Here is a 19955-nt window from a genome sequence, read left to right on the forward strand (position 1 = left end):
TCCCCTTCTCTATCGCAAGCCCCTTGCCGCGCAAGGCGTCAGCCCGACGCAAAGGGGTACGGCGAGATCGACTTGGTGAAGTCGTCGACCATCAGTGTACGGTTGATTGGCTCGGCCGCACGCTGCGGGCAAGCCGGCCGCTCGCAGATCCGGCAGGCCGGGCCGATGGCGGTGGCGACCGGGTCGCGCAGGTCGATGCCGCGCGAATAGACCAGCCGCTCGGCGAACTTCAGCTCGCAGCCCATCCCGATCGCCAGTTCGGTGTCGCCGGCCGCATAGGGCGTGGCGAAGCGGCTGACCGTGCGCGACAGGGTGAAGTAGCGCTGCCCGTCCGGGGTCTCGACGATCTGGGTGGCGATCCGGCCCGGCGTGCGGAAGCTGGCGTGGATGTTCCAGCGCGGACAGGTGCCGCCGAAGCGCGAGAACGGAAAGGTCGAACCGGCGAAGCGCTTGGAGATGTTGCCGGCCGAATCCACCCGCAGCATGAAGAACGGCACGCCGCGCGCGCCGGGCCGCGCCAGGGTCGTCAGGCGGTGGCAGGCCTGCTCGAACGACACCCCGAAACGGGCGCGGATCAGCTCGATGTCGTAGGCGCTGCGCTCGGCCGCCTCGTGGAAGGCCGCGTAGGGCATCATCACCGCCGCGGCCAGGTAGTTGGTCAGCGACACCTTCAGCAGGCCGCGGGTCGAGCGGTCGGGCGGCCCGGAGCGCTCGACCAGCGCGTCGAGCAGCGGGCCGTATTCGAGGATCGCCAGCTGATAAGCCTGGGCGAAGGCGCGGCCCTCGGCGGTCAGCGCCTCGGACAGGAACAGCCGCTTGCGGTGGTGGTCGTAGCGGCGCACCGACTCCGGCAGCACCTCGACCGGCACCACCCGCACAGAGATGCCGTGCCGCCCCGCCAGCCGCTCGCGCGCGGTGATCGCAAAGTCGAGCGGTTCGCAGGCGAGGTCCGCGGTCAGGGCGTCGGCCGCTTCCTCCAGCTCGGCGAAATAGTTCTTCTGGGCCTGGAAGAAGTCGCGCACCCAGTCCGAGGGCAGCACCGCCGGGCCGCTCGAACCCTCCTCCGGACGGCCGATGGCGCCCAGGTCGGTGAGCCTGCGCTGGTCGAGATAGGCGCGGTAGAGACGGACGATGGCCTCGGACACGCCCGGCGCGCTCTCGGCGACCTCGGCGATCTCGTGGCGGGCGACGCCGAGGTCGCGGAACATCTGGTCGGAGAACACTTCCGAGAGGCCGGTGGCGCCGCCGTCCTCGGGGTCGGTGGCCAGGCTCTTGAGGTCGAGGTCATAGGCCTCGGCCAGCCGCAGCAGCACCTGGGCGGTGACCGGCCGCTGGTTTCGCTCCAGCAGGTTCAGATAGCTGGGCGAGACGCCGAGATCCTCGGCCATCCGGGTCTGGGTGAGGCCCAGGTCGCGGCGCAGGCGCTTGAGGCGCGCGCCCAGGAACAGCTTCCGGTCGGTGGTGGTCACGGCCATGCTGTCGGGTTGTCACAGATTTACAGCATTTACAAGGTCGCACTGTGACAAGTGAGCCTTGTTGCACAAGCCGGCCTCTTCGCCCCCGCCCGGCCAACAGCTAGGTTCGATCGACGGCTCACAGCACGGGCCGGCGAAATCGGTTTTCACAAGACTCAGTTCCGGCGCCAGCCGGGGGAGCAAGAGACCATGACCAAGGAACGGTTCTGGGTTGTCGGCGGGGAATACAGCTGCCTCGCCTTCACCAAGCTGAAGAACGGCGCGCCCCAGGTGCTGGGGCCGTACGAGAGCCGCGACGAAGCCAAGCAGGCCTGGGCGAAGGTGTCCGAAGAGACCCGCAGCCAGGCCACCATGCGCTTCGCCATCGCGTCCGAACAGCTCGTACTGCCGGCCTAGGGTCACGGGGCTTCCAGTTGTCTCTCCTTGAGCCCGCCCGATCTTTCGGGGTGGGGCGGGCTCACTTTTTTGAGTTCTTGCCGCGGCGCGCGAGCCGCCGCGGATACGGCATCCGGGACCTCCGAAAGGGGGGCGGATAGGGTGACGGGCGGGGAAGCTTGTATTCGGTCGCTTCCCTGCCCCGATCACCGCCAGCGACCACCAGCGAAAACGAAAAAGGGCGCCCCTCGCGGGACGCCCTTTCGCGTTGAATTCGGCGTGACGCCTACTTCTTGACCCAGGCGCCGCCGGCGTCCTGGTAGAAGTCGCCCGGGCGCAGCTTGCCCTGCACCACGGTGCGGAACGCCGAGGCGCCGGCCGCAGTGGCGCTGACGCCGTTCTGGGTGGCGGCCTGGGCGTAGAGCTGGCGGCGGCCAGCGTTGATCTCGGCCACCGCGGCGCGGACATCGGCGCTGGCCGCGCCGGAGTTGACGAAGCCGAGGAAGCCATCGGCTTGCTCGCCGACCACGCCCTGGGCCTTGGCGGCGTCGACAGCGGCCTTGGCGGCGGCCGGATCGGCGTGGGCCGCGCCGGCCAGGGTGAGGGTGGCGACCACGGCGGCGACGGGCGCCATCAGATTGCGATAGGTCATGCTCTATCCCCTTAGAACAGGTTCGGGTTCTGCTTGATCAGCGCCTTGACGTCGTCGTCCAGGCGCAGCCGGACGTCGGCGTCCAGCTTGGCGTAGATCGAGATCGGCGCCACCTCGACCCGCACGGTCGGCGTGCAGGCGCTGGTGAGGGCTGCTCCGGCCAGGACCGCCACGGCTGGCAAGGTTCTCATCATATGGTGGTCTCCAAATTCACGGCCAAGGTGGATCATTCCGGCTGAACGGCTTGTGAACCGCGCAACGCCTGGTACTCGCCGAAGTCCTTCAGGATCTGATCGAGGTTCAAGCTGGTGTCGAGGGTCAAGTCGACCTTGGTCCCCGACGGCAGCGGCAGCGACCGGTTCAGGAAGTCGCGGCGGATCAGGTCCATCAGGGTCAGGCGGATTTCCTGCTTCTTGGGGGGCGTGTGCTCGCCCTTCAGATGCATGAGCACGCCGAGCCGCCCGTTCTCCAGGCTGTTGACCTCGGCGTCGAGGGTGTCGAAGGCCAGGTGCTCCATGGCCTGATAGGCGAATTCGCTGAAGGCGTTGATCTCGCCGGCCTCGGTCGCGACAGGCGCGACCGGCACCGTCGGCGCGCCTTCGACGGCCGCGCCGACCACCTCGCCGCCCTCCGCCGCCACCGGCACCAGCGCCTCGCGCAGGATCGACAGGCGGCCCGGCTCGATGGCCCGCAGCGTCCCGCTCTTCACCCGAACCCCCTCGGGGCGAACCTCGAACGGCACCTTGCCGGTCAGCCGCGCCTCCAGGTCGACCCGGTCGCCGAACGGCGAGGCCTCGACCAGGTCCTTCACCTGCACGCCCTCGATGTCGAGCACCCCGCTCCACGGCTGGCTAAGGTCGAACGGCACCCGGAACGGCTCGAACGACAGCGTCCCCTCGCCCATGGCCAGCCGCGCGCCGCCGACGGTGACGGCGTCCTGCTCGAGCCCGAACACCACGTCGACGTCGGTCAGCGGCACCAGGGTGTTGACCACTTCGGCTTTCAACACCTGCCCGGGCGCGGCGGTCAGCGGGATCAGGCTGTTGAACTCGGCTCGGCCGGCGAGGCCGCTGACGGGGCCCATCGGACTGAGGAAATTCATCCGCTCGACGGTCAGCGTCCCATGGCTGGTCGAGCTTCCCGGGGCCCAGGCGATCTCGCCGTCGAAGCGGGCCCGGCCGTTGGCCGGCGAGGCGACGATCGCGGCCAAGGGCGACAGCCCGATCGGCTGCAGCCCGCCGTCCTCGAAGTTCAGCATGCCGGTGTCGAAGGCCAGCACGCCGCGCCCGTCGGCGCCGTGGCGCAGATCGCCCGTCGCCAACTGTCGCCCGGCCAGATCGGTGAGCGCGAAGTCCGCGGTCCAACCGCCGCCGCGGGCCCGGGCCTGACCGCTCGCGCGCACGGGGTTGAAGCGGGTTTCGGCGGCGGTGTCGTCGAGACGCACGCCGCTCACCGCGACCTGGCCGTTGATCGACGCACCGGCCCCGGAGAGGTCGATGGACCCGGCGGCCTGGGAAACGCGCGCTTCGAGGAACGGCAGCGCGGCCGCGACGCCCTTGGCCCGTCCCCGCAGCCGCCAGGTCTCGCCCCGCAGACTGATCAGCGGCGCGCCGGCGCTGGGACACAGCTCGCCGCTCGCCCGCTCGAGGTCGCTGTCGCCGAGCTCCACGTGACCGGCGATCAGGACGACGCAGCGCGCCGCGACGAAGTCGACGGCGCCGCCCGTCATGCGCACCTCGCCGGCCGCGTCGATGCTGGCGGCGCTGACCGGGGCGAAGCCGCCCTTGGCCTGCAGCGCCGCGGTGGCGACGATCCCGTCGTCGGTCAGGCGATAGCGCGACACCGCCAGCGTCGCCTCCGGCAATCCGCCGCCGCGGACCAGGACGTCGAAGCCGCCGGCGCCGTTCGCGTAGATCGGCCCGCCCGAAGCCCGGTGGAGCTTGAGCTCGCCGCCGCTGGCGGTGCGCACCACCGCCGGCTGGCCGAGGCCTACCGACACGCCCTCGCGCGAGGCGTTGAGCGCGATCGAGCTGGCGGTCAGCTGGAAGTCGGCCAGGGCCCGCTTGAGCGCCGCGGTCTCGGCCGGGTCGCTCGCCGCGACCGGTCCCAGGCCCGACCATCCGCCGCGCGAAGTCAGCGCCCCGCGCAGGGCCAGGTCCACGCGCTTGCCGTCATAGGCGGCCAGGCCGCCGAGTTCGCCTCGGGCGTCGGTCAGGCGCAGGTCGCCGCCGCGCGCCTGGTCGGCCGAGAAGCGGCTGCTGATCTCGCCCGAGACCACGTCGTCGGCCGACCGCGTCCAGCGCACGTCGCCCAGCGAGACTTCGCCCTTGAGCCCGGCCAGCGTGAAGCCGGCCGCCTTGCCGCCGCGTGCGCCGACCTGCAGGTCGCCGTCGCCCTCCAGCACCAGGGTTTCGATCCAGCCCCGCGTCGCGCCGTCGAAATTGGCGACCAGCCGCAGCTCGTCTAAGCTGTCCTCGCCAAGCGCCGCACGGGCGGCCGAGGCCTCGAGCCGCGCCATCAGGCGGCCCTCGCCGCGCTTGCGGACCGTATCGGGATAGGGGCCCTGGACCGACAGCCGCACGCGGCCGTCCTGCGCCTTGAGGCCCTGCGCGTCCAAGTCTTCGACCGGCGCCAGCAGCAGCACGTCCACGCGCCCGCGGGTGGTCGCCACCTTCAGGCTGACCTCGCCCAGCCGCGCGGCCACGCCCTCGCCCTTCAGCGCCACGGGCTCGAGCCGCGCGTCCATCGCCATCAGCCGGCCATCGGCCAGCCGCGCGTCGGCGCTGGCCTTCAACAGACCGTAGTCGGTGTCGAGCCGCACGACGCCGCGGTGGATCTCGACCCGCGGCTGCGGCCCCTGCGGCTGCGGCGGCCGGCTGGTGAACTCTTCGATGAGCGGATCGAGCGTGCCGAGCTTCAGCTTGCCAGCTCTGAACGCGCCCTTGACCACCGGGCGGTAGAGCTTGACCGAGGTGACCCGCACGCCGGGGGCCTCGCCGGACCAGAAGCCGGTGAAGCCGTAGCGGACCTCGACCCGCTCGACCGAGACGTCGGGATCCTTCTCGGGCCCGGCGCGGACCCGCGCGGTGAAGCCGCCGAACTCGAATTCGCGGAACTCGACGTCGGCCGGCACGCCGCGCGATTCCAGCCAGCCGACCAGCAGCTCGCGGGCGATCGCCCGGCGGGTCAGATAGACCGTGCCGCCGACCACGACGGCCACGATCACGCCGGCGGCCAGCGCCGTATGGACCCGGCGCCATCGGCGCCGGGCCGCCCGGGTTGGCGGGTTCGTTTCGGATTCGGTCAAACGCGACGCCTGCTGCTCACCAGCAGTTGATAACGCAAAACCGTCGAAAGCGTGGCCGTCTGTCGGAAGTTTACACCCGGACTTAGAGGCCGCCCGTGGTCGCCAGGGCCACGCCGCCGTCGACGGCGATGGTCTCGCCGACCACGTAGTCGCCGGCGCGGCTGGCCAGGTAGATCGCGGCCGCGGCCATGTCCTCGTCGCGGCCGATGCGACGCGAGGGGATGCGCTTGGCGATCTCGTCGCCCTGGTCGCGGGCCACGCGGTTCATCTCCGAGGCGAAGGCGCCCGGCGCAATGCCGGTGACGTTGATCGAGTCCTTGATCAGCTCGGCGGCGATGCGGCGGGTCAGATAGATCAGGCCCGACTTGGACGCGTGGTAGGAATAGGTCTCCTGCGGATTGAGGCGGATGCCGTCGATCGAGCAGATGTTGATGACCTTGGCCGGCTGCTCATGGCTGGCGGCGGCCTTCAGCGCGCCGTGCAGCGCCTGGGTCAGGAAGAACGGCGACTTCAGGTTCAGGTCGACGACCTTGTCCCAGCCGCTCTCGGGGAACTCGTCGAAGGGCGCGCCCCAGGCGGCGCCGGCGTTGTTGACCAGGATGTCGAGCTTCGGCTCGGCGTCGGTCAGGCGCTTGGCCAGGGCTTGGCAGCCCTCGACCGTCGAGACGTCCTGCGGCAGCGAGATGCAGCGCTCGCCGAGCTCGGCGGCGGTCTCGTCGCAGGCGGCCGGCTTGCGCGAGGAGATGTAGACCCGGGCCGCGCCCGCATCGAGGAAGCCCTTGGCGATCATCTTGCCGATGCCGCGCGAGCCGCCGGTCACGAGAGCCACGCGGCCCTCCAGCGAGAACAGTCCCTGAGCCATGTCTTGCTTCCCCTAAGGTGATGTCTTGTAGGGGTGATAGACCCACGTTCGACGCTCGAAAACCCTACGGATTTTTGACTCGCGCCGGCCAAGCGGGGCCTGTAAACAACCGTTTGAATCCAAGGGCGGCCACGCCACGAGCCGTCCCTCTCCAAGCAATCGAGGATGCGCCACATGGCCGAGATCAATTCGGTGACCGACCTCACGCTCGACGGCGACGTCGCGGTGATCACGCTCAACTCTCCGCCGGTGAACGCACTGTCAGCCAAGGTCCGCGAGGGCCTGTTCGAAGGCTTCAAGGCCGCCATCGCCAACGACGCCGCCAAGTCCATCGTGCTGATCTGCGAAGGCCGCACCTTCATCGCGGGCGCCGACATCACCGAGTTCGGCGGCGCGATGGCTGGTCCCAGCCTGACCGACGTGCAGGACATGATGGAAAACTCGCCCAAGCCGGTGATCGCCGCGATCCACGGCACCGTGCTGGGCGGCGGTCTCGAAGTGGCGCTGTGCGCCCACTACCGCGTCGCCGTTCCGTCGGCCAAGTTCGGCCTGCCGGAAGTGAACCTCGGCCTGCTGCCGGGCGCCGGCGGCACCCAGCGCCTGCCCCGCGTGGTCGGCCCCGAGCGCGCCCTGGAAATGATGACCTCGGGCCGCCACGTCGGCGCCAAGGAAGCCCTGGCCGGCGGCCTGACCGACGAGCTGGTCGAAGAAGGCAAGCTGAAGGAAGGCGCCCTCGCCTTCGCCAAGAAGGTGGTCGCCGAAGGTAAGCCCCTGCGCAAAATCCGCGACCAGAACGAAAAGGTCGAGGCCGCCCGCGACAAGCCCGAGATCTTCGCCGATTTCCGCAAGGCCAACGCCCGCAAGTTCCGCGGCTTCCTGGCCCCGGAATACAACATCCAGACCATCGAGGCGGCGGTGAACCTGCCCTTCGACGAGGGTCTGGCCGTCGAGCGCAAGCTGTTCGGCGAGCTGATGACCGGCCCGCAATCGGCCGCCCAGCGCTACTCGTTCTTCGCCGAGCGCACCGCCCAGAAGATCCCGGACGTGCCGGACGACACTGCCCTGATCCCGATCAAGAAGGTCGGCATCATCGGCGCCGGCACCATGGGCGGCGGCATCGCCATGAACTTCGCCAACGCCGGCATTCCGGTGGTGATCGTCGAGCAGAAGCAGGAGCCGCTGGACCGGGGCCTGGCCACCATCCGCAAGAACTACGAGCGCACCGCCTCGCGCGGCGGCATCACCGCGGCCCAGGTAGAGGAGCGCTGCGCGCTGATCACCGGCTCGCTGTCGATGGAAGACTCGTTCGCCGACGTCGATCTGGTGATCGAAGCCGTCTTCGAGCGGATGGACATCAAGAAGGACATCTTCACCAAGCTCGACGCCATCTGTAAGCCCGGCGCGATCCTGGCCACCAACACCTCGGGCCTGGACATCGACGAGATCGCCTCGGTCACCAAGCGCCCGGAAAGCGTCATCGGCCTGCACTTCTTCTCACCGGCCAACGTGATGAAGCTGCTGGAGATCGTCCGCGCCGATCACACCTCCAAGGAAGTGATCGCCACCTCGATGAAGCTGGCCAAGCAGATCGGCAAGGTCGCCGTGCTGGTCGGCGTCTGCCCCGGCTTCGTCGGCAACCGCATCCTCGGCGCCCGTCAGCGCGAAGCCCAGAAGCTGGTGATGGAAGGGGCGATGCCCTGGGACATCGACCGCGTGCTCTACGACTTCGGCTTCCCGATGGGTCCGTTCGCGATGAGCGACCTGGCCGGCCTGGACATCGGCTGGGTCAAGGAAAAGTCGAAGGGCGAAAGCATCCGCGACGTGCTCTGCGAAGCCGACCGCCGCGGCCAGAAGACCGGCGCCGGCTACTACGACTACGACGAGAACCGCGTCGCCAAGCCGAGCCCGTTCACAGAGAAGGTGATCAACGACTTCATCGTCAAGTCGGGCGCCAACCCGCGCAAGATCAGCGACGAGGAAATCCTCGAGCGCTGCATCTTCCCGATGATCAACGAGGGCGTGAAGATCCTCGAAGAAGGCAAGGCCATCCGCGCCTCGGACGTCGATGTGGTCTGGCAGAACGGCTACGGCTGGCCGGTCTATCGCGGCGGCCCGATGCACTACGGCGACCAGGTCGGTCCGGCCAAGGTGCTCGCCAAGATGAAGGAATTCCAAGCCACCATGGGCGACCAGTTCAAGCCGGCCGCGCTCCTGGAAAAGCTTGTCGCTGAAAACAAGAAGTTCGCCGACCTCTAAGGCGACGCAGACCCAAACCGCCCCCGGCGTCCGCGCCGGGGGTGAGCAGGACTACCCTCCCAACTCGTTAGGATGCTCTTCAATGCGTGAAGCCGTTATCGTCTCCACCGCCCGCACCCCGATCGGCAAGGCCTATCGCGGCGCGTTCAACAACACCTCGGGCGCCGAGCTCGGCGGCCACGTGATCCGCGCCGCGGTCGAACGCGCTGGCGTCGACCCGGGCGAAATCGATGACGTGGTCATGGGCGCGGCTCTGCAACAGGGCTCGACCGGCAACAACATCGCCCGCCAGGCCGCCCTGCGCGCCGGCCTGCCGAACACCGTCTCGGGCATGACTCTCGACCGCCAGTGCTCGTCGGGCCTGATGGGCATCGCCACGGCCGCCAAGTACATCATCAACGACGGCGCGACGGTCGCCATCGGCGGCGGTCTGGAGTCCATCAGCCTGGTCCAGAACGACAAGATGAACCGCTATCGCACCAGCGATAAGTGGCTCAACGAGCACGTGCCGGAAGTCCATACCTCGATGATCGAGACGGCCGAGATCGTGGCCGACCGCTACGGCATCAGCCGCGAAGCCCAGGACGAATACGCCCTGCAATCGCAGCAGCGCACCGCCGCCGCCCAGGCCGCCGGCGTGTTCAACGCCGAACTCGCGCCGCTGACCTCGATCATGATGGTGCAGAACAAGGAAACCGGTGAGTTCTCCGAGAAGGAAGTCACCCTGACCCAGGACGAAGGCAACCGTCCCCAGACGACCCTGGCCGACCTGCAAAAGCTGGCCCCGGTCTTCAAGGGCGGCATCTTCGTCAAGGAAGGCAAGTTCGTCACCGCCGGCAACGCTTCGCAGCTGTCCGACGGCGCCGCCGCCGTGGTGCTGATGGAACGCAAGGAAGCCGAAAAGCGCGGCCTGACCCCGCTCGGCGCCTATCGCGGCATGGCCGTCGCCGGCTGCGGCCCGGAAGAAATGGGCATCGGCCCGGTCTTCGCGATCCCGAAGCTGCTGGCCCGCAACGGCCTGACCATCGAAGACATCGACATGTGGGAACTGAACGAGGCCTTCGCCTCGCAGGTCCTGTACTGCCGTGACAAGCTGGGCATCGACCCGGCGAAGTACAACGTCTCGGGCGGCGCCATCTCGATCGGCCACCCCTACGGCATGACCGGCGCCCGCGCGACCGGCCACATCCTGCACGAAGGCAAGCGTCGCGGCGCCAAGTACGGCGTCGTCACCATGTGCGTCGGCGGCGGCATGGGCGCGGCCGGCCTCTTCGAAATCTTCTAAGAGGACGGAAAGCCGCGCCCATCATCAGGGAGTCGCCGAAATCGCTCGGCGATTTCGGTGGGGCGCGGCGGCCTCTTCGAGATCTTCTAAGTTTCGAAGATCACCGACTATCGGGAAGGGCCGCCCGCCAGGGCGGCCTTTTTTCGTGAACGCTGCGTCACTTTTGACACAACTCGTGATGGCGTAATTGTTGCATCGCAGCATTCACATCGACTATGTCGCAGCGCAACATCCCAGTTCGGTACACGCCCGTGATCACCCAGTTCCGCAAGCTCGCCCTTCCGCTCCTCGCCGCCGTCGCGATGGCGACGCCCGCCGCCGCCGACTCCAATGTCGGCCTGCAGGTGCTGCGCGAGTACAACCTCTATGTGCTGAGCGACCTCAACTCGACGTCGAGCGTCGAGGGCCGGACCTTCGTCGGCGGTAATCTCTCGGGCGGCTCGGACTACTACAAGTACAGCGGCGGCAAGACCCCGCTCCCGTCGGCCACCAACGCCCCGGGCCTGACCGTGGTCGGCTCGTCCAGCGGCTCCAAGAACCTGCACAACGGTTCCGGCGCCCTGGTCGGCGGCAGCGTCTCCGGCGGCTGGAACCTGAACGGCTCGGCCCCACACGACATCACCATTGGCGGCTCGGCCAGCGGCATCAACGGCAACAACGGCAGCAGCATCACCATCGGCGGCGCGGCCTCCGGCGTGAACGCCAACGGCGCGACCGTGAAGACCAACCAGGGCCTGCCCGGCTTCTCGGCCGGCCTGCAGGTGCTGGCCAGCGACTACGCCATGGGCGTGACCGACCTGTCGGCCTATCTCGCCGGCCTGACCCCGACCGACGCCGTGACCTTCCCGCAGAGCAATCTGATGAAGTTCGAGCCGACCTCGACCGGCAAGATCGCGGTGTTCAGCTTCGACAACGCCGACGTCTTCAAGGACGCCGGCCAGCTGCAATTCCTGACCGGCGGCTTCGAAACCATCATCGTCAATGTCGGCGGCACGTCGGCGACCCTGGCGAAGAACTTCATCAATTCGTCGGCGAACCTCGGCCAGAACGTGATCTGGAACTTCTACGAGCTGGCCTACAACCCGAAGAGCCCGGCGGTGAACCTGAACTTCAAGACCGCCTTCTACGGCACGGTCCTTGCCCCCGGCGCCTACGCCACCAACAACAACCACCTGGAAGGCTCGATCGTCGTCGGCAAGCTGGACCAGCGCGGCCAGGTGCACCTCAACGGCTACAACGGCGGCCTGACCATCGGCTCGGCCGTGCCCGAACCGGCCACCTGGGCGATGATGATCGTCGGCTTCGGCCTGGTCGGCTCGGCCGTCCGCCGCCGCCGCCGCGGGCAGCTGCCGCTCTCGGTCGCCGCCTGATCCAGAACTGATCGATTACCCGCCACGGGCGCGCACAGACGCGTCATCCCGTGGCGGGAATATCGCGTAGGCGACCTATTCAAGGTAGGGTGCGCGGGGGCTCCTAGAGGGCCTCGCCTGGACCCAACCCTTAAATGATCCTCTTCGCCTCGGCCGTCGTGCTCCTCCTGCTGGTGCTGAACGGCCTTTTCGCCATGTCCGAACTGGCGGTCGTTTCTTCCCGACGAGCTAAACTGCAGGCCCGCGCCGAGCGCGGCGACAAGGGGGCCGCCGCCGCCCTCCGACTTTCGGAAAACCCCACCCGCTTCCTCGCCGCCGTTCAGGTCGGCATCACCCTGATCGGCATCCTCTCGGGCGCCTACGGCCAGGCGACCATCGCCGCCGAGCTCGACCACATGCTCGAAACGATCCCGGCGCTGCACGACTATTCGGAGCTGCTCTCCACCGCGATCGTCGTCGTGGTCATCACCTATCTGTCGCTGATCGTCGGCGAGCTGGTGCCCAAGCGCTTCGCCATGGTGTTCCCCGAGACCATCGCCTCGCTGGTCGCCCGGCCGCTGTCGGTGCTGGCCAAGCTCATGGGGCCGTTCGTCTCGCTGCTGACCGCCTCGACCGTCGGCGTCCTGCGCCTGCTCGGCATCCGCGACGAGAAGGGCGAGCAGATCACCCACGAAGAGGTCGAGACCGTCCTGGCCGAAGGCACGAGCGCGGGCCTGATCGAGCCCGAAGAACAGGCGATGATCGGCGAGGTGCTGCGCCTCGGCGACCGCCAGGTGCGCGTGGCGATGACCCCGCGCCGCGACATCTACTGGATCTCGCTGTCCGACCCCTACGAGCAGCAGATGGCCGACATCCGCGCCTGCCCCTACTCGCGCATCGTCGTCACCGAGGGCGCCGACGTCGAGGAGCCGGTCGGCGTGATCCACAAGAAGGACGTCCTGGACGTCATGTTGGACGGCAAGAAGCCGGACGTCTCGGCGCTGATGGCCACGCCGATCTACCTGGTCGAGACCACCTCGCTGCTGCGCGCCCTGGAACTGCTCAAGCAGACACCGCTGCACATGGCCCTGGTGGTCGACGAATTCGGCGCGCTCGAAGGCGTGGTCACCCCGACCGACCTGCTAGAGATGATCGCCGGCGACTTCGACGAAGGCCACGACACCCAGAGCCCGGACGCCATCCTGCGGCGCGAGGACGGCAGCTATCTGGTCGATGGCCGCGCCGAGGTCGACGACCTGGCCAAGGCGCTGGGCGCGGATTTCACCGAGACGAGCCAGTTTCATACGGCCGCCGGCCTGGTGCTGCACGAGATCGGCCGCCTGCCCGCCGAGGGCGACGTGTTCGAGATCGCCGGTTTCCGGGTCGAGGTCATCGACATGGACGACCGCCGCATCGACAAGCTGCTGTTCACGCCGCCGGCCGACGCCGACGGCCCCAGCCTCGGCGACATGCTGTCGTCCTAGCCCCTAGCGGGGCGGGGCGCGCCAGCCGCCAAAGGCCTGCTCCAGCAAGCCGGCGAACCTGATCGGCGTGCGGTCCTCAAGGTACGGCCCGATGATCTGCACGCCGATCGGCAACCCGTCCGCGCTGACGCCGATCGGCGCGGCGGTGGCCGGCAGATGCGCGAGCGTGGCGATGCCCGGCCAGGCCAGCTGGTCGAAATAGGGCGTCGCCGCGCCATTCAGCATCAGCGTGCGCCCGCCCGGATCGCTGTCGTCGTGCGGGAAGGCCAGCGAGCCGTGCGCCGGCGCCAGCACCACGTCGAACGCCTCGAACAGCCGCGCCCAGGCCCGGCGAACGGCCAGCTGGGCGTCCTGCTGGTCCATCCATTCGTGGGCGCTCATCGGCTTGGCCTGCGGCGGGCCGCCTCGCGACATCGCGGCGCCCAGCAGCCCGCGATAGAGCTCGTGCCCCTGGGCGAGGTCGGGCAACAGCGCGCTGCTGCGCGCGACGCTGGTCCCAGCCCGTTCCAACTTGCCGGCCAGCTCGCCCACCGCGGCGACGATCGCCGCGTCGGTGGCGGCGGCCGGATGGGCGTCCAGCACCAGCACGCGATAATCGGCCAACCGGGCGTGCCGCGCCGGCGGCAGCTCAAGGCGATAGCCGACCGCCTCTTCGTCCAGCGGACCGGCCAGCACGTCGAGCGCCAGCTCCAGGTCCCCGGCCGTGCGCGCCAGCGGCCCGACCACCGCCAGGGCCACGTCGAGGCCGTCCAGCCCGGGCGGCGCATGGCCGCGCTGCGGGACGATCCCGTAGCTCGGCTTGTGACCGTAGACGCCGCAGAAGGCGGCCGGCACGCGGATAGAGCCGCCGATGTCCGTGCCCACCTCCAGCGGCACCATCCCGGCCGCCACCGCCGCCGCGGCGCCGCCGGAGGATCCCCCGGCCGTGCGCTCCAGATTCCAGGGATTGCGCGTGCGCCCGTAGATCGGATTGACGCTCTGCCAGTCGGCGAGACTGACCGGGATGTTGGTCTTGCCGAGGATGATCGCGCCGGCGGCCTTCAACCGCGCCACGCCCACCGAGTCCTCCGGCGCGGTCCAGCCCTTGGCCGTCTCGAACCCCCAGGTGGTCGGCAGGCCCGCGACGTTGTGGGACTCCTTGACCGTCATCGGCACGCCCAGCAGCGGGCCGCGCTCGCCGCGGGCCAGGGCTGCGTCGGCGGCTCTGGCCGCGGCGCGGGCCCGGTCGAAGTCGCGGACCACCACGGCGTTGATCGGCCCGTCGCGGGCCTCGATGCGGGCGATCGCCGCCTCGCACAGCTCCAGCGCGGTGGCCTGGCCGGCGGCCAGGGCCGCGGCGAGCGCGCCGGCCGACGCCTCCGACAAGTCTGCGGCGAGGGTCTCGGACATGGCGGCGCTCCCTTTGTTTCCCAAGCCTGCCCCCGCCGCTGGGCGGAGTCCAGGCGCGCTGCGGCCTCCGGACGCAGGCTGACGGTCAAGCTCAGCAACGTTTCCTCAACCCTAACGGCGTGGAGTTCCACGCACGGGGTGGGCCTCTTTGGTTTGGAGGGGTCCGATATGGACAAGGGACTGAGGCGCGGCCTGGCGGCCGCTGCGACGCTGCTGGTGCTGGCCGCCTGCGCGAGCACGCCTGCGCCGAAGGGCGGCAAGGGGCCGGCGCCCGGCGCCCAGGCCGACCGGCGGCTGGAGAGCCAGGCCGCGGCCTTCGAGAGCTTCATGCGCAACGCCCGCGGCATCGACGCCACGTTCGCCAATCCCGCCGCCGTGACCGAAGGTCTGCGCATCGGCTCGGGCTATGACCCCAAGCAGCTCGAGGCCGGAATGGTCGCCTATGCGGCGCTCGCCGCCCTGCAGGAGCCGAAGTTCGTCGCCGGGGTGCGCAAGGCCGCCCAGGACAAGTCGGGCAAGGGGCTGGCGGCCCGCTTGGCCGCGCGGCCAGATCTCGCCGCCAGCCTGCCCGGCGCCGACGCCGGGGCGGCCCGGGCGAGCGCCGCGCTCTATCGCCAGGGCGAAGCCCTGGAGGCCAGCGGCAAGCGCGTGAAGAAGGCCTCCTACGACGTTCAGCGCCAGGCCTGGGCCAAGGTGTTCGTACCCGACGCCAAGGCGCGGCTGACCCGGGTCAAGCAGATCTCCAGCGCCGGGTACCGGCCGGCCGGCGGCGACCAGGCCCAGCTCTATTCGACCTTGTCGCAGGGCGGCAAACGCGGTGGTCCGCCCAGCCCGATGGTCTCGCGCGGCTTGGCCGTCGCAGCCCTGACCGTGCTGGGCGAGAGCGGCCGCGCCGGTGCGCTGATGAGCGAGCCGCGCAGCGGCATGTGCGTGCGCGTGGCCAAGCTCAACCTCTATCAGTGCCTGGCCGCCGCCGGCCCCTACTACGAGGACATCTACTGCCTGGCCCAGCACGCCATGCTGGAGCCGGCCGGGTGCGCGACGGACTCCGTGCGGCCGATCCGCACGGCGCAGCGTTGAGCGATTTCCCGCCCCACATCTGTCTCAGTCCGAGCTAAATTGGCGCGCGCGCCGCGACGGCGCGGGAGAGCCAGATGTCCGAGCGCGACCAGAACGACAACCCGTTCATCCGATCCAGCCCCTGGGGCCGGGCGAAGGGAGCGGCGCCGTTCGGCTATGCGCTGACACCGGGCCAATCGGCCGACGAACCCCAGCAGGCCGCCCCGCCGCCAGCGCCCCAGCCTGCGCCCGAACCCCGCCCCGCCCCGCGTCCGGCGGTGCAGGCGCCGACTGCACGTCCCAGCGTCGCGCCGCAGGGCGGCATCCTGGCCGGCGGCTCGCTGATTCCGCGCGCGCCCGCCCAGCCGGCGGCCGGCCAACAGCCGCCCCAGGGCCCCCGCCCCGCCTTCGTGACGCCGATCGGCCAGGCGCCGGTCCGCACGCCGGCGATCCAGACGGCCCCGGTCCGTGGGCCGGTCGCGGCGGGTCCGCTCGCCAGCGGGTCCAGCACCGCCGGTCCGCCGCAATCCACACCGCGCCCGGCGCCCGCCCCCGCCGCAGCCGCGCCCGCGCCCGCGCCGCGTCCCGCCCCTGCGCCGCTGGTCGAACCCGACCTCACCCTCGCCGCGCCGCCGCGGGCATCAGCGCCGAAGCGCTCGCCGCTGCCGCTGATCGTCGGCGGCGCCGTGGCGGTGGCCGCCGCCAGCGTCGTGGCCTTCCTGCTGATGCGGCAGGACGACCCGCCGGCTCCGACGCCTGCGCCGCCGGTCGAAGCCGCGACGCCGACCGCCCCGGAGGCCGCCCCGCCCCCGCCCGCGTCGGAAGTCGCCCCGCCTGCGCCCATTGAGACGCCGGTCCCGCAGCCGGCTGCCCCTGCCCCAGCCCCGAAAGTCGCCGCACCCGCCGCGAAGGCGACCTCGGCTTCGAAGGCGCCCGCCCCGAAAGCGGCGGCCCCGCAGGCCGAGACGCCCGCGCCGGTGCTCAACGTGCCGGCTCCGGCCCCCGCGCCGCCGCCGCTGGTCCTGACCCCGCTGTCGCCCGCGCCGGCCGAGCCGCCGCTGACCCCGCGGCCGAAGACGCCGATCCCGACCGATCCAGACGCGCCGCTGACGCTGAACCGCAACTGACGGCGCTTTCGCCCCGGTCGCATCCAGCCTAAGCAGGACGCAACAGGGGGACCGCGCATGAAGACGCTGGGACTAGGCGAGATCGCGCCGCTGCTCGATGGCCACGTGGATTTGCGCCGCCGCAAGGACTCGCTGCAGCCGCTGCGCTTGCCGGTCGCCGAGCTCGGCTTCTACGACGCCTTCAATCGCTGGGTCGGGTCCTGCGCCACCGCCTGCCGCATCCGCCTGCGGACCGCCTCGACCAGCATCGGGCTTAGCGGCGCCCAGCGGCTGTTGGATCAGCCGGTCGGGGGCGAGCGCCGCGGCGCCTACGACCTCTTCATCGACGGCGTCTTTCACGCCCGCGCCTGGCCGCAGGGCGGCGCGACCATCGACCTGGGGAACGGCGCCTTTGTGGGCGACGAGGCCTTTAACCTGACGTTCGCGGGCCTGCCGGCCGGCGAAAAGACGCTGGAGCTGTGGCTGCCGCAGGCGGCCACCGTCTCGATCACCGGCCTCGAGCTGGACGACGGCGCAGACGCCGCCCCGGTCGCCGACGGCCGCCCGCGCGTGCTGTTCCACGGCAGCTCGATCACCCACTGCCTGGAGGCCGAGGGCGCCAGCGCCGGCTGGCCGGCCGTGGCCGCGGGCCTGGCCGGCGTCGACCACCAGAACCTCGGTTGGGCCGGCTCCTGCCTGCTGTCGGGCCAGGCAGCGCGGATCATCCGCGACGCCCGCGCCGACGCCATCGTCCTGAAGCTCGGGATCAACGTCCACACCGACGGCCAGCTCAAGGAACGGACCTTCCTCGACTCCGCCCACGCGATGATCTCGATCATCCGCGAGAAGCAGGCGCAGACGCCGATCCTGGTCGTCTCGCCGATCTATTCGCCGGGCCGCGAGGACGACGCCTCAAGCGGCGGCCTGCCGCTCGTCCGCATGCGCCAGCTGCTGAGCGACGTGGTGGCCGCCCGCATCGCCGCGGGCGACGGCCATATCGGCTATCTCGATGGCCTGTCGCTGTTCGGCGCCGCCGACGCCCACCTGCTGCCCGACGACCTGCACCCCAACACCGAGGGCTACCGGCTGATGGGCGAGCGCTTCCACGCCCTCGCCCTCAGCGGCCCGAACGCCCTGGTCAGACCCCCAGCAGCGCCTTGAGATAGGGGTTCAGCAGCCGACCCTCCGGGTCGAGCCGCGCGCGCACCGCCAGGAAGTCGTTCCAGTTCGGATAGAGCAGCGCCAGCTCGCGGGCCTGCAGGCTGTGCAGCTTGCCCCAGTGCGGCCGCCCGCCGTACTTCAGGAAGATCGGCTGGATCAGGTCGAACAGGAAGTCGTAGGCGTCCTTGTAGTGGCAGTGCACGGCGATCGAGCCGCGCGGGCCGCCCTGGAACGGCGACAGCCAGGCGTCGTCGGCAGCGATTCGGCGCACCTCGATGGGGAAGAAGACGTCCGGCCGCTGGGCCTCGATCGTCGCCATCACCTCTTTCAGGGCGGTCAGATGGTTCTCCACCGGGATGTGGAATTCCATCTCGTTGAAACGCACCGGCCGCTCGGTGGAGAGCAGCTTCCAGCCCTCGTCGATCGCCTCCTCCGGCTTGGCCGAGCCGAGCAGCGCCTTGGCGGCGGCCTTGCGCAGCGGCGTCGAGAACCGGGTCAGGTTGCGCAGCTGCTTGAGCACCTCGAGCAAGGCGGTGTCGGTGTCGGGGCCGCGCGGCATGGCCGGCGCGTCGGTCTCGTCGTGGGTGACGTTGGCCGCCAGGTCGGTGAACGGGACGGCGAAGAATTCGTAGTTGCGGTGCTGCGCCCAGCGCGTCTCGGCCTCGGCCAGGGTCTGTTCGAACGGTTCCACGAACACCTTGCGGTGCAGCCGGCGGTTGGCGCTGGTCGCCAGCCGGACCTGGGTGATCACCCCCAGCGCCCCCAGCGACACCCGCGCGGCGTTGAAGACGTCCGCGTTCCGGGTCGCGTCGCAGTCGATCAGCTCGCCGGTCGCGGTCGCCAGTCGCAAGGCGGTGACGTCGCCATGGATCGCCTTGATCGTCGCACCCGTACCGTGGGTGGCGGTGCCGAGGCACCCGCCCAGCGACTGCTTGTTGATGTCGGGCAGATTGGCCATCGCCCGGCCGCGCTCGGCCAGGGCCGGTCCCAGCGCGCCCAGCCGCATGCCGGCGCGGACCGCCGGCTGGTCGCCCTCCCAGCGCTCGATCCCGGCCAGACCGTCGAGGGTCATAAGCGTGCCCGAGGTCGGAACCAATCCCGTGAACGAGTGCCCGGCCCCCACGACCCGAACCGGGGCCTGCGAGGTCTTCAGCACCTGCGCGACCTCGGCCTCAGTCTTGGGGGCGCTGCGCACGGCCGGATAGGCGTGCTCGGTCCCGGACCAGTTGCGCCACAGCAGGTGCTTGTCGGCGTCCATGCTGGGCGGAGCGGGCGGCTCGGGCTTGTCGCGGGCGGCGAGATAGACCCCGCCTCCGGCGGCGGCAAGCACGCCGGCCGAGCCGGCCAGCAGCGCGGTGCGGCGCGAGATCACGACTTGCCCTCCTGGCCGGCCATGAAGCGGGTCAGGGCCTTGAAGTCGTCGGGCGTGCAGGCCGCACATTGGCCGAGCGCCGGCATCGCCTTGTAGCCCTGCACGACGTGGTCGAGCAGCACGTCCTCGCCCTGCTTCCAGCGCGGGGCCCAGGCCTTGGCGTCATGCACCAGCGGCGCGCCGGAGTCGGCGACGACGTGGCAGGCCTTGCAGCTGTCGGCATAGAGCTGGGCCAGCCGCGGATCGGCAGGCGCGAGGCTGGCGGGATCGGCTGGAGGACCGGGCGGCGCGCACGCGGCCAGCAGCAGGCCGCCTGCGGCGGCCAGGTAAGCGATGGACTTCAAGCGTCTCCCCCCAAGGCGACTTCAGATCTTGAGCGCGGCCCGATAACCCGGGTGCACCAGGTCGTGATACTCCGGATGGCGCTGGATGTATGCCGACACGAACGGGCACACCGGGATGACCAGTTCGCCCCGCTGGCGCACGAACTCCATCGCCGTGCGGACCAGCTTGCCGCCTACGCCCTGGCCCTCGAACGCCGGCGGCACTTCGGTGTGGGGGAACAGCACGCCGGTGGCCAGCAGCCGGTACTCGGCATAGGCGACCTCGTCGCCCAGCCGCACCTCGAAGCGCCCCGCGTCCTCGTTGTTCACGACCTGCAGGTCCTCGCTGCTCATACCGCACTCCCGTTCACTTGCAGCCAGAACACCATGCCCGACGGCGGCGGGCAAACCGCCACCGTCGGGGCCATAAGGCGCCGCCCGCATCGATAAGAATTTGTGATCATCATCGGACTTTCAATAAGTCCAATCCGCGATATGTT

At 70.2% G+C, this 19955-nt stretch carries 17 protein-coding genes; 8 read left to right on the plus strand and 9 right to left on the minus strand.

The genetic code is table 11. From position 1 onward, the window contains the following. Positions 1-38: 38 nt before the first annotated feature. The gene (locus tag AC1Q87_RS20880) at positions 39-1475 is read right to left on the minus strand and encodes a helix-turn-helix domain-containing protein (RefSeq protein WP_492610756.1); all 1437 of its coding nucleotides are present in this window, start codon (positions 1473-1475) and stop codon (positions 39-41) included. Between the two features lie 189 nt (positions 1476-1664). On the opposite strand from AC1Q87_RS20880, the gene AC1Q87_RS20885 reads away from it, so the two are divergent. After that, a complete protein-coding gene (locus AC1Q87_RS20885; RefSeq protein WP_183776214.1) occupies positions 1665-1871 on the plus strand; it encodes a DUF4170 domain-containing protein in 207 nt (68 codons plus the stop codon). 265 nt (positions 1872-2136) lie between these two features. On the opposite strand, the gene AC1Q87_RS20890 is transcribed toward AC1Q87_RS20885, so the two are convergent. From AC1Q87_RS20890 to AC1Q87_RS20905, 4 genes are all read right to left on the minus strand, one after another. Next, a complete protein-coding gene (locus AC1Q87_RS20890) occupies positions 2137-2502 on the minus strand; it encodes a YdbL family probable chaperone protein (RefSeq protein WP_492610757.1) in 366 nt (121 codons plus the stop codon). Positions 2503-2513: 11 nt separating this feature from the next. Continuing rightward, positions 2514-2696, minus strand: coding sequence for a YnbE family lipoprotein (locus tag AC1Q87_RS20895; RefSeq protein ID WP_183776208.1), 183 nt, complete (start codon positions 2694-2696; stop codon positions 2514-2516). A 32-nt stretch (positions 2697-2728) separates the two neighbouring features. After that, a complete protein-coding gene (locus AC1Q87_RS20900) occupies positions 2729-5809 on the minus strand; it encodes an intermembrane phospholipid transport protein YdbH family protein (protein WP_492610758.1) in 3081 nt (1026 codons plus the stop codon). An 82-nt stretch (positions 5810-5891) separates the two neighbouring features. Beyond that, complete coding sequence (locus AC1Q87_RS20905) at positions 5892-6671, minus strand: SDR family oxidoreductase (RefSeq protein WP_492610759.1); 780 nt, start codon at positions 6669-6671, stop codon at positions 5892-5894. 174 nt (positions 6672-6845) lie between these two features. Between AC1Q87_RS20905 and AC1Q87_RS20910 the strand changes: the two genes are divergently transcribed. The 4 genes from AC1Q87_RS20910 (at position 6846) to AC1Q87_RS20925 (ending at position 13045) form a co-directional block, all read left to right on the plus strand. Beyond that, positions 6846-8927 carry a 3-hydroxyacyl-CoA dehydrogenase NAD-binding domain-containing protein gene (locus tag AC1Q87_RS20910; RefSeq protein WP_492610760.1) on the plus strand — a complete coding sequence of 694 codons (2082 nt, stop codon included), beginning with the start codon at positions 6846-6848 and terminating at the stop codon, positions 8925-8927. Positions 8928-9009: 82 nt separating this feature from the next. Further along, a complete protein-coding gene (locus tag AC1Q87_RS20915; RefSeq protein WP_492610761.1) occupies positions 9010-10212 on the plus strand; it encodes an acetyl-CoA C-acyltransferase in 1203 nt (400 codons plus the stop codon). A 215-nt stretch (positions 10213-10427) separates the two neighbouring features. Beyond that, the gene (locus tag AC1Q87_RS20920) at positions 10428-11582 is read left to right on the plus strand and encodes a collagen-binding domain-containing protein (protein WP_492610762.1); all 1155 of its coding nucleotides are present in this window, start codon (positions 10428-10430) and stop codon (positions 11580-11582) included. Between the two features lie 134 nt (positions 11583-11716). Next, positions 11717-13045, plus strand: coding sequence for a hemolysin family protein (locus tag AC1Q87_RS20925; protein ID WP_492610763.1), 1329 nt, complete (start codon positions 11717-11719; stop codon positions 13043-13045). A 3-nt stretch (positions 13046-13048) separates the two neighbouring features. Here the strand turns inward: AC1Q87_RS20925 and AC1Q87_RS20930 are convergent, their stop codons facing one another. Then, entirely contained in the window at positions 13049-14434 is a 1386-nt protein-coding gene (locus tag AC1Q87_RS20930) for an amidase family protein (protein ID WP_492610764.1), read from the minus strand. Between the two features lie 168 nt (positions 14435-14602). Between AC1Q87_RS20930 and AC1Q87_RS20935 the strand changes: the two genes are divergently transcribed. The 3 genes from AC1Q87_RS20935 to AC1Q87_RS20945 all read left to right on the plus strand — a co-directional run bounded on the left by AC1Q87_RS20935 (position 14603) and on the right by AC1Q87_RS20945 (position 17760). Continuing rightward, positions 14603-15514, plus strand: coding sequence for a hypothetical protein (locus tag AC1Q87_RS20935; RefSeq protein WP_492610765.1), 912 nt, complete (start codon positions 14603-14605; stop codon positions 15512-15514). A 74-nt stretch (positions 15515-15588) separates the two neighbouring features. After that, positions 15589-16620: a hypothetical protein gene (locus tag AC1Q87_RS20940; protein WP_492610766.1), complete on the plus strand. Its 1032-nt coding sequence runs from the start codon at positions 15589-15591 to the stop codon at positions 16618-16620. Between the two features lie 57 nt (positions 16621-16677). Next, the gene (locus AC1Q87_RS20945; RefSeq protein WP_492610767.1) at positions 16678-17760 is read left to right on the plus strand and encodes a GDSL-type esterase/lipase family protein; all 1083 of its coding nucleotides are present in this window, start codon (positions 16678-16680) and stop codon (positions 17758-17760) included. On the opposite strand, the gene AC1Q87_RS20950 is transcribed toward AC1Q87_RS20945, so the two are convergent. From AC1Q87_RS20950 to AC1Q87_RS20960, 3 genes are read right to left on the minus strand one after another with little or no spacing between them, the layout of a single operon-like run. Further along, positions 17738-19132: a D-arabinono-1,4-lactone oxidase gene (locus AC1Q87_RS20950; protein ID WP_492610768.1), complete on the minus strand. Its 1395-nt coding sequence runs from the start codon at positions 19130-19132 to the stop codon at positions 17738-17740. The genes AC1Q87_RS20945 and AC1Q87_RS20950 overlap by 23 nt on opposite strands. Continuing rightward, positions 19129-19476, minus strand: a complete 348-nt coding sequence (locus AC1Q87_RS20955) for a c-type cytochrome (RefSeq protein ID WP_492610769.1) — start codon at positions 19474-19476, stop codon at positions 19129-19131. Before AC1Q87_RS20955 ends, AC1Q87_RS20950 begins: the two co-directional genes overlap by 4 nt. A 21-nt stretch (positions 19477-19497) precedes the next feature. Continuing rightward, complete coding sequence (locus tag AC1Q87_RS20960) at positions 19498-19809, minus strand: GNAT family N-acetyltransferase (RefSeq protein ID WP_492610770.1); 312 nt, start codon at positions 19807-19809, stop codon at positions 19498-19500. Between the last annotated feature and the right edge of the window lie 146 nt (positions 19810-19955).

Source organism: Phenylobacterium sp. GW823-FHT02A09 (assembly GCF_058797775.1).

Excerpts from the sequence above, each read along its gene's own strand:
- AC1Q87_RS20960 (WP_492610770.1), bottom strand. The coding sequence starts at position 19,809 with ATGAGCAGCGAGGACCTGCAGGTCGTGAACAACGAGGACGCGGGGCGC.
- AC1Q87_RS20905 (WP_492610759.1), bottom strand. The coding sequence starts at position 6,671 with ATGGCTCAGGGACTGTTCTCGCTGGAGGGCCGCGTGGCTCTCGTGACC.
- AC1Q87_RS20885 (WP_183776214.1), top strand. The coding sequence starts at position 1,665 with ATGACCAAGGAACGGTTCTGGGTTGTCGGCGGGGAATACAGCTGCCTC.
- AC1Q87_RS20910 (WP_492610760.1), top strand. The coding sequence starts at position 6,846 with ATGGCCGAGATCAATTCGGTGACCGACCTCACGCTCGACGGCGACGTC.
- AC1Q87_RS20935 (WP_492610765.1), top strand. The coding sequence starts at position 14,603 with ATGGACAAGGGACTGAGGCGCGGCCTGGCGGCCGCTGCGACGCTGCTG.
- AC1Q87_RS20925 (WP_492610763.1), top strand. The coding sequence starts at position 11,717 with ATGATCCTCTTCGCCTCGGCCGTCGTGCTCCTCCTGCTGGTGCTGAAC.
- AC1Q87_RS20915 (WP_492610761.1), top strand. The coding sequence starts at position 9,010 with ATGCGTGAAGCCGTTATCGTCTCCACCGCCCGCACCCCGATCGGCAAG.
- AC1Q87_RS20890 (WP_492610757.1), bottom strand. The coding sequence starts at position 2,502 with ATGACCTATCGCAATCTGATGGCGCCCGTCGCCGCCGTGGTCGCCACC.
- AC1Q87_RS20920 (WP_492610762.1), top strand. The coding sequence starts at position 10,428 with ATGTCGCAGCGCAACATCCCAGTTCGGTACACGCCCGTGATCACCCAG.
- AC1Q87_RS20895 (WP_183776208.1), bottom strand. The coding sequence starts at position 2,696 with ATGATGAGAACCTTGCCAGCCGTGGCGGTCCTGGCCGGAGCAGCCCTC.
- AC1Q87_RS20880 (WP_492610756.1), bottom strand. The coding sequence starts at position 1,475 with ATGGCCGTGACCACCACCGACCGGAAGCTGTTCCTGGGCGCGCGCCTC.
- AC1Q87_RS20930 (WP_492610764.1), bottom strand. The coding sequence starts at position 14,434 with ATGTCCGAGACCCTCGCCGCAGACTTGTCGGAGGCGTCGGCCGGCGCG.
- AC1Q87_RS20945 (WP_492610767.1), top strand. The coding sequence starts at position 16,678 with ATGAAGACGCTGGGACTAGGCGAGATCGCGCCGCTGCTCGATGGCCAC.
- AC1Q87_RS20940 (WP_492610766.1), top strand. The coding sequence starts at position 15,589 with ATGTCCGAGCGCGACCAGAACGACAACCCGTTCATCCGATCCAGCCCC.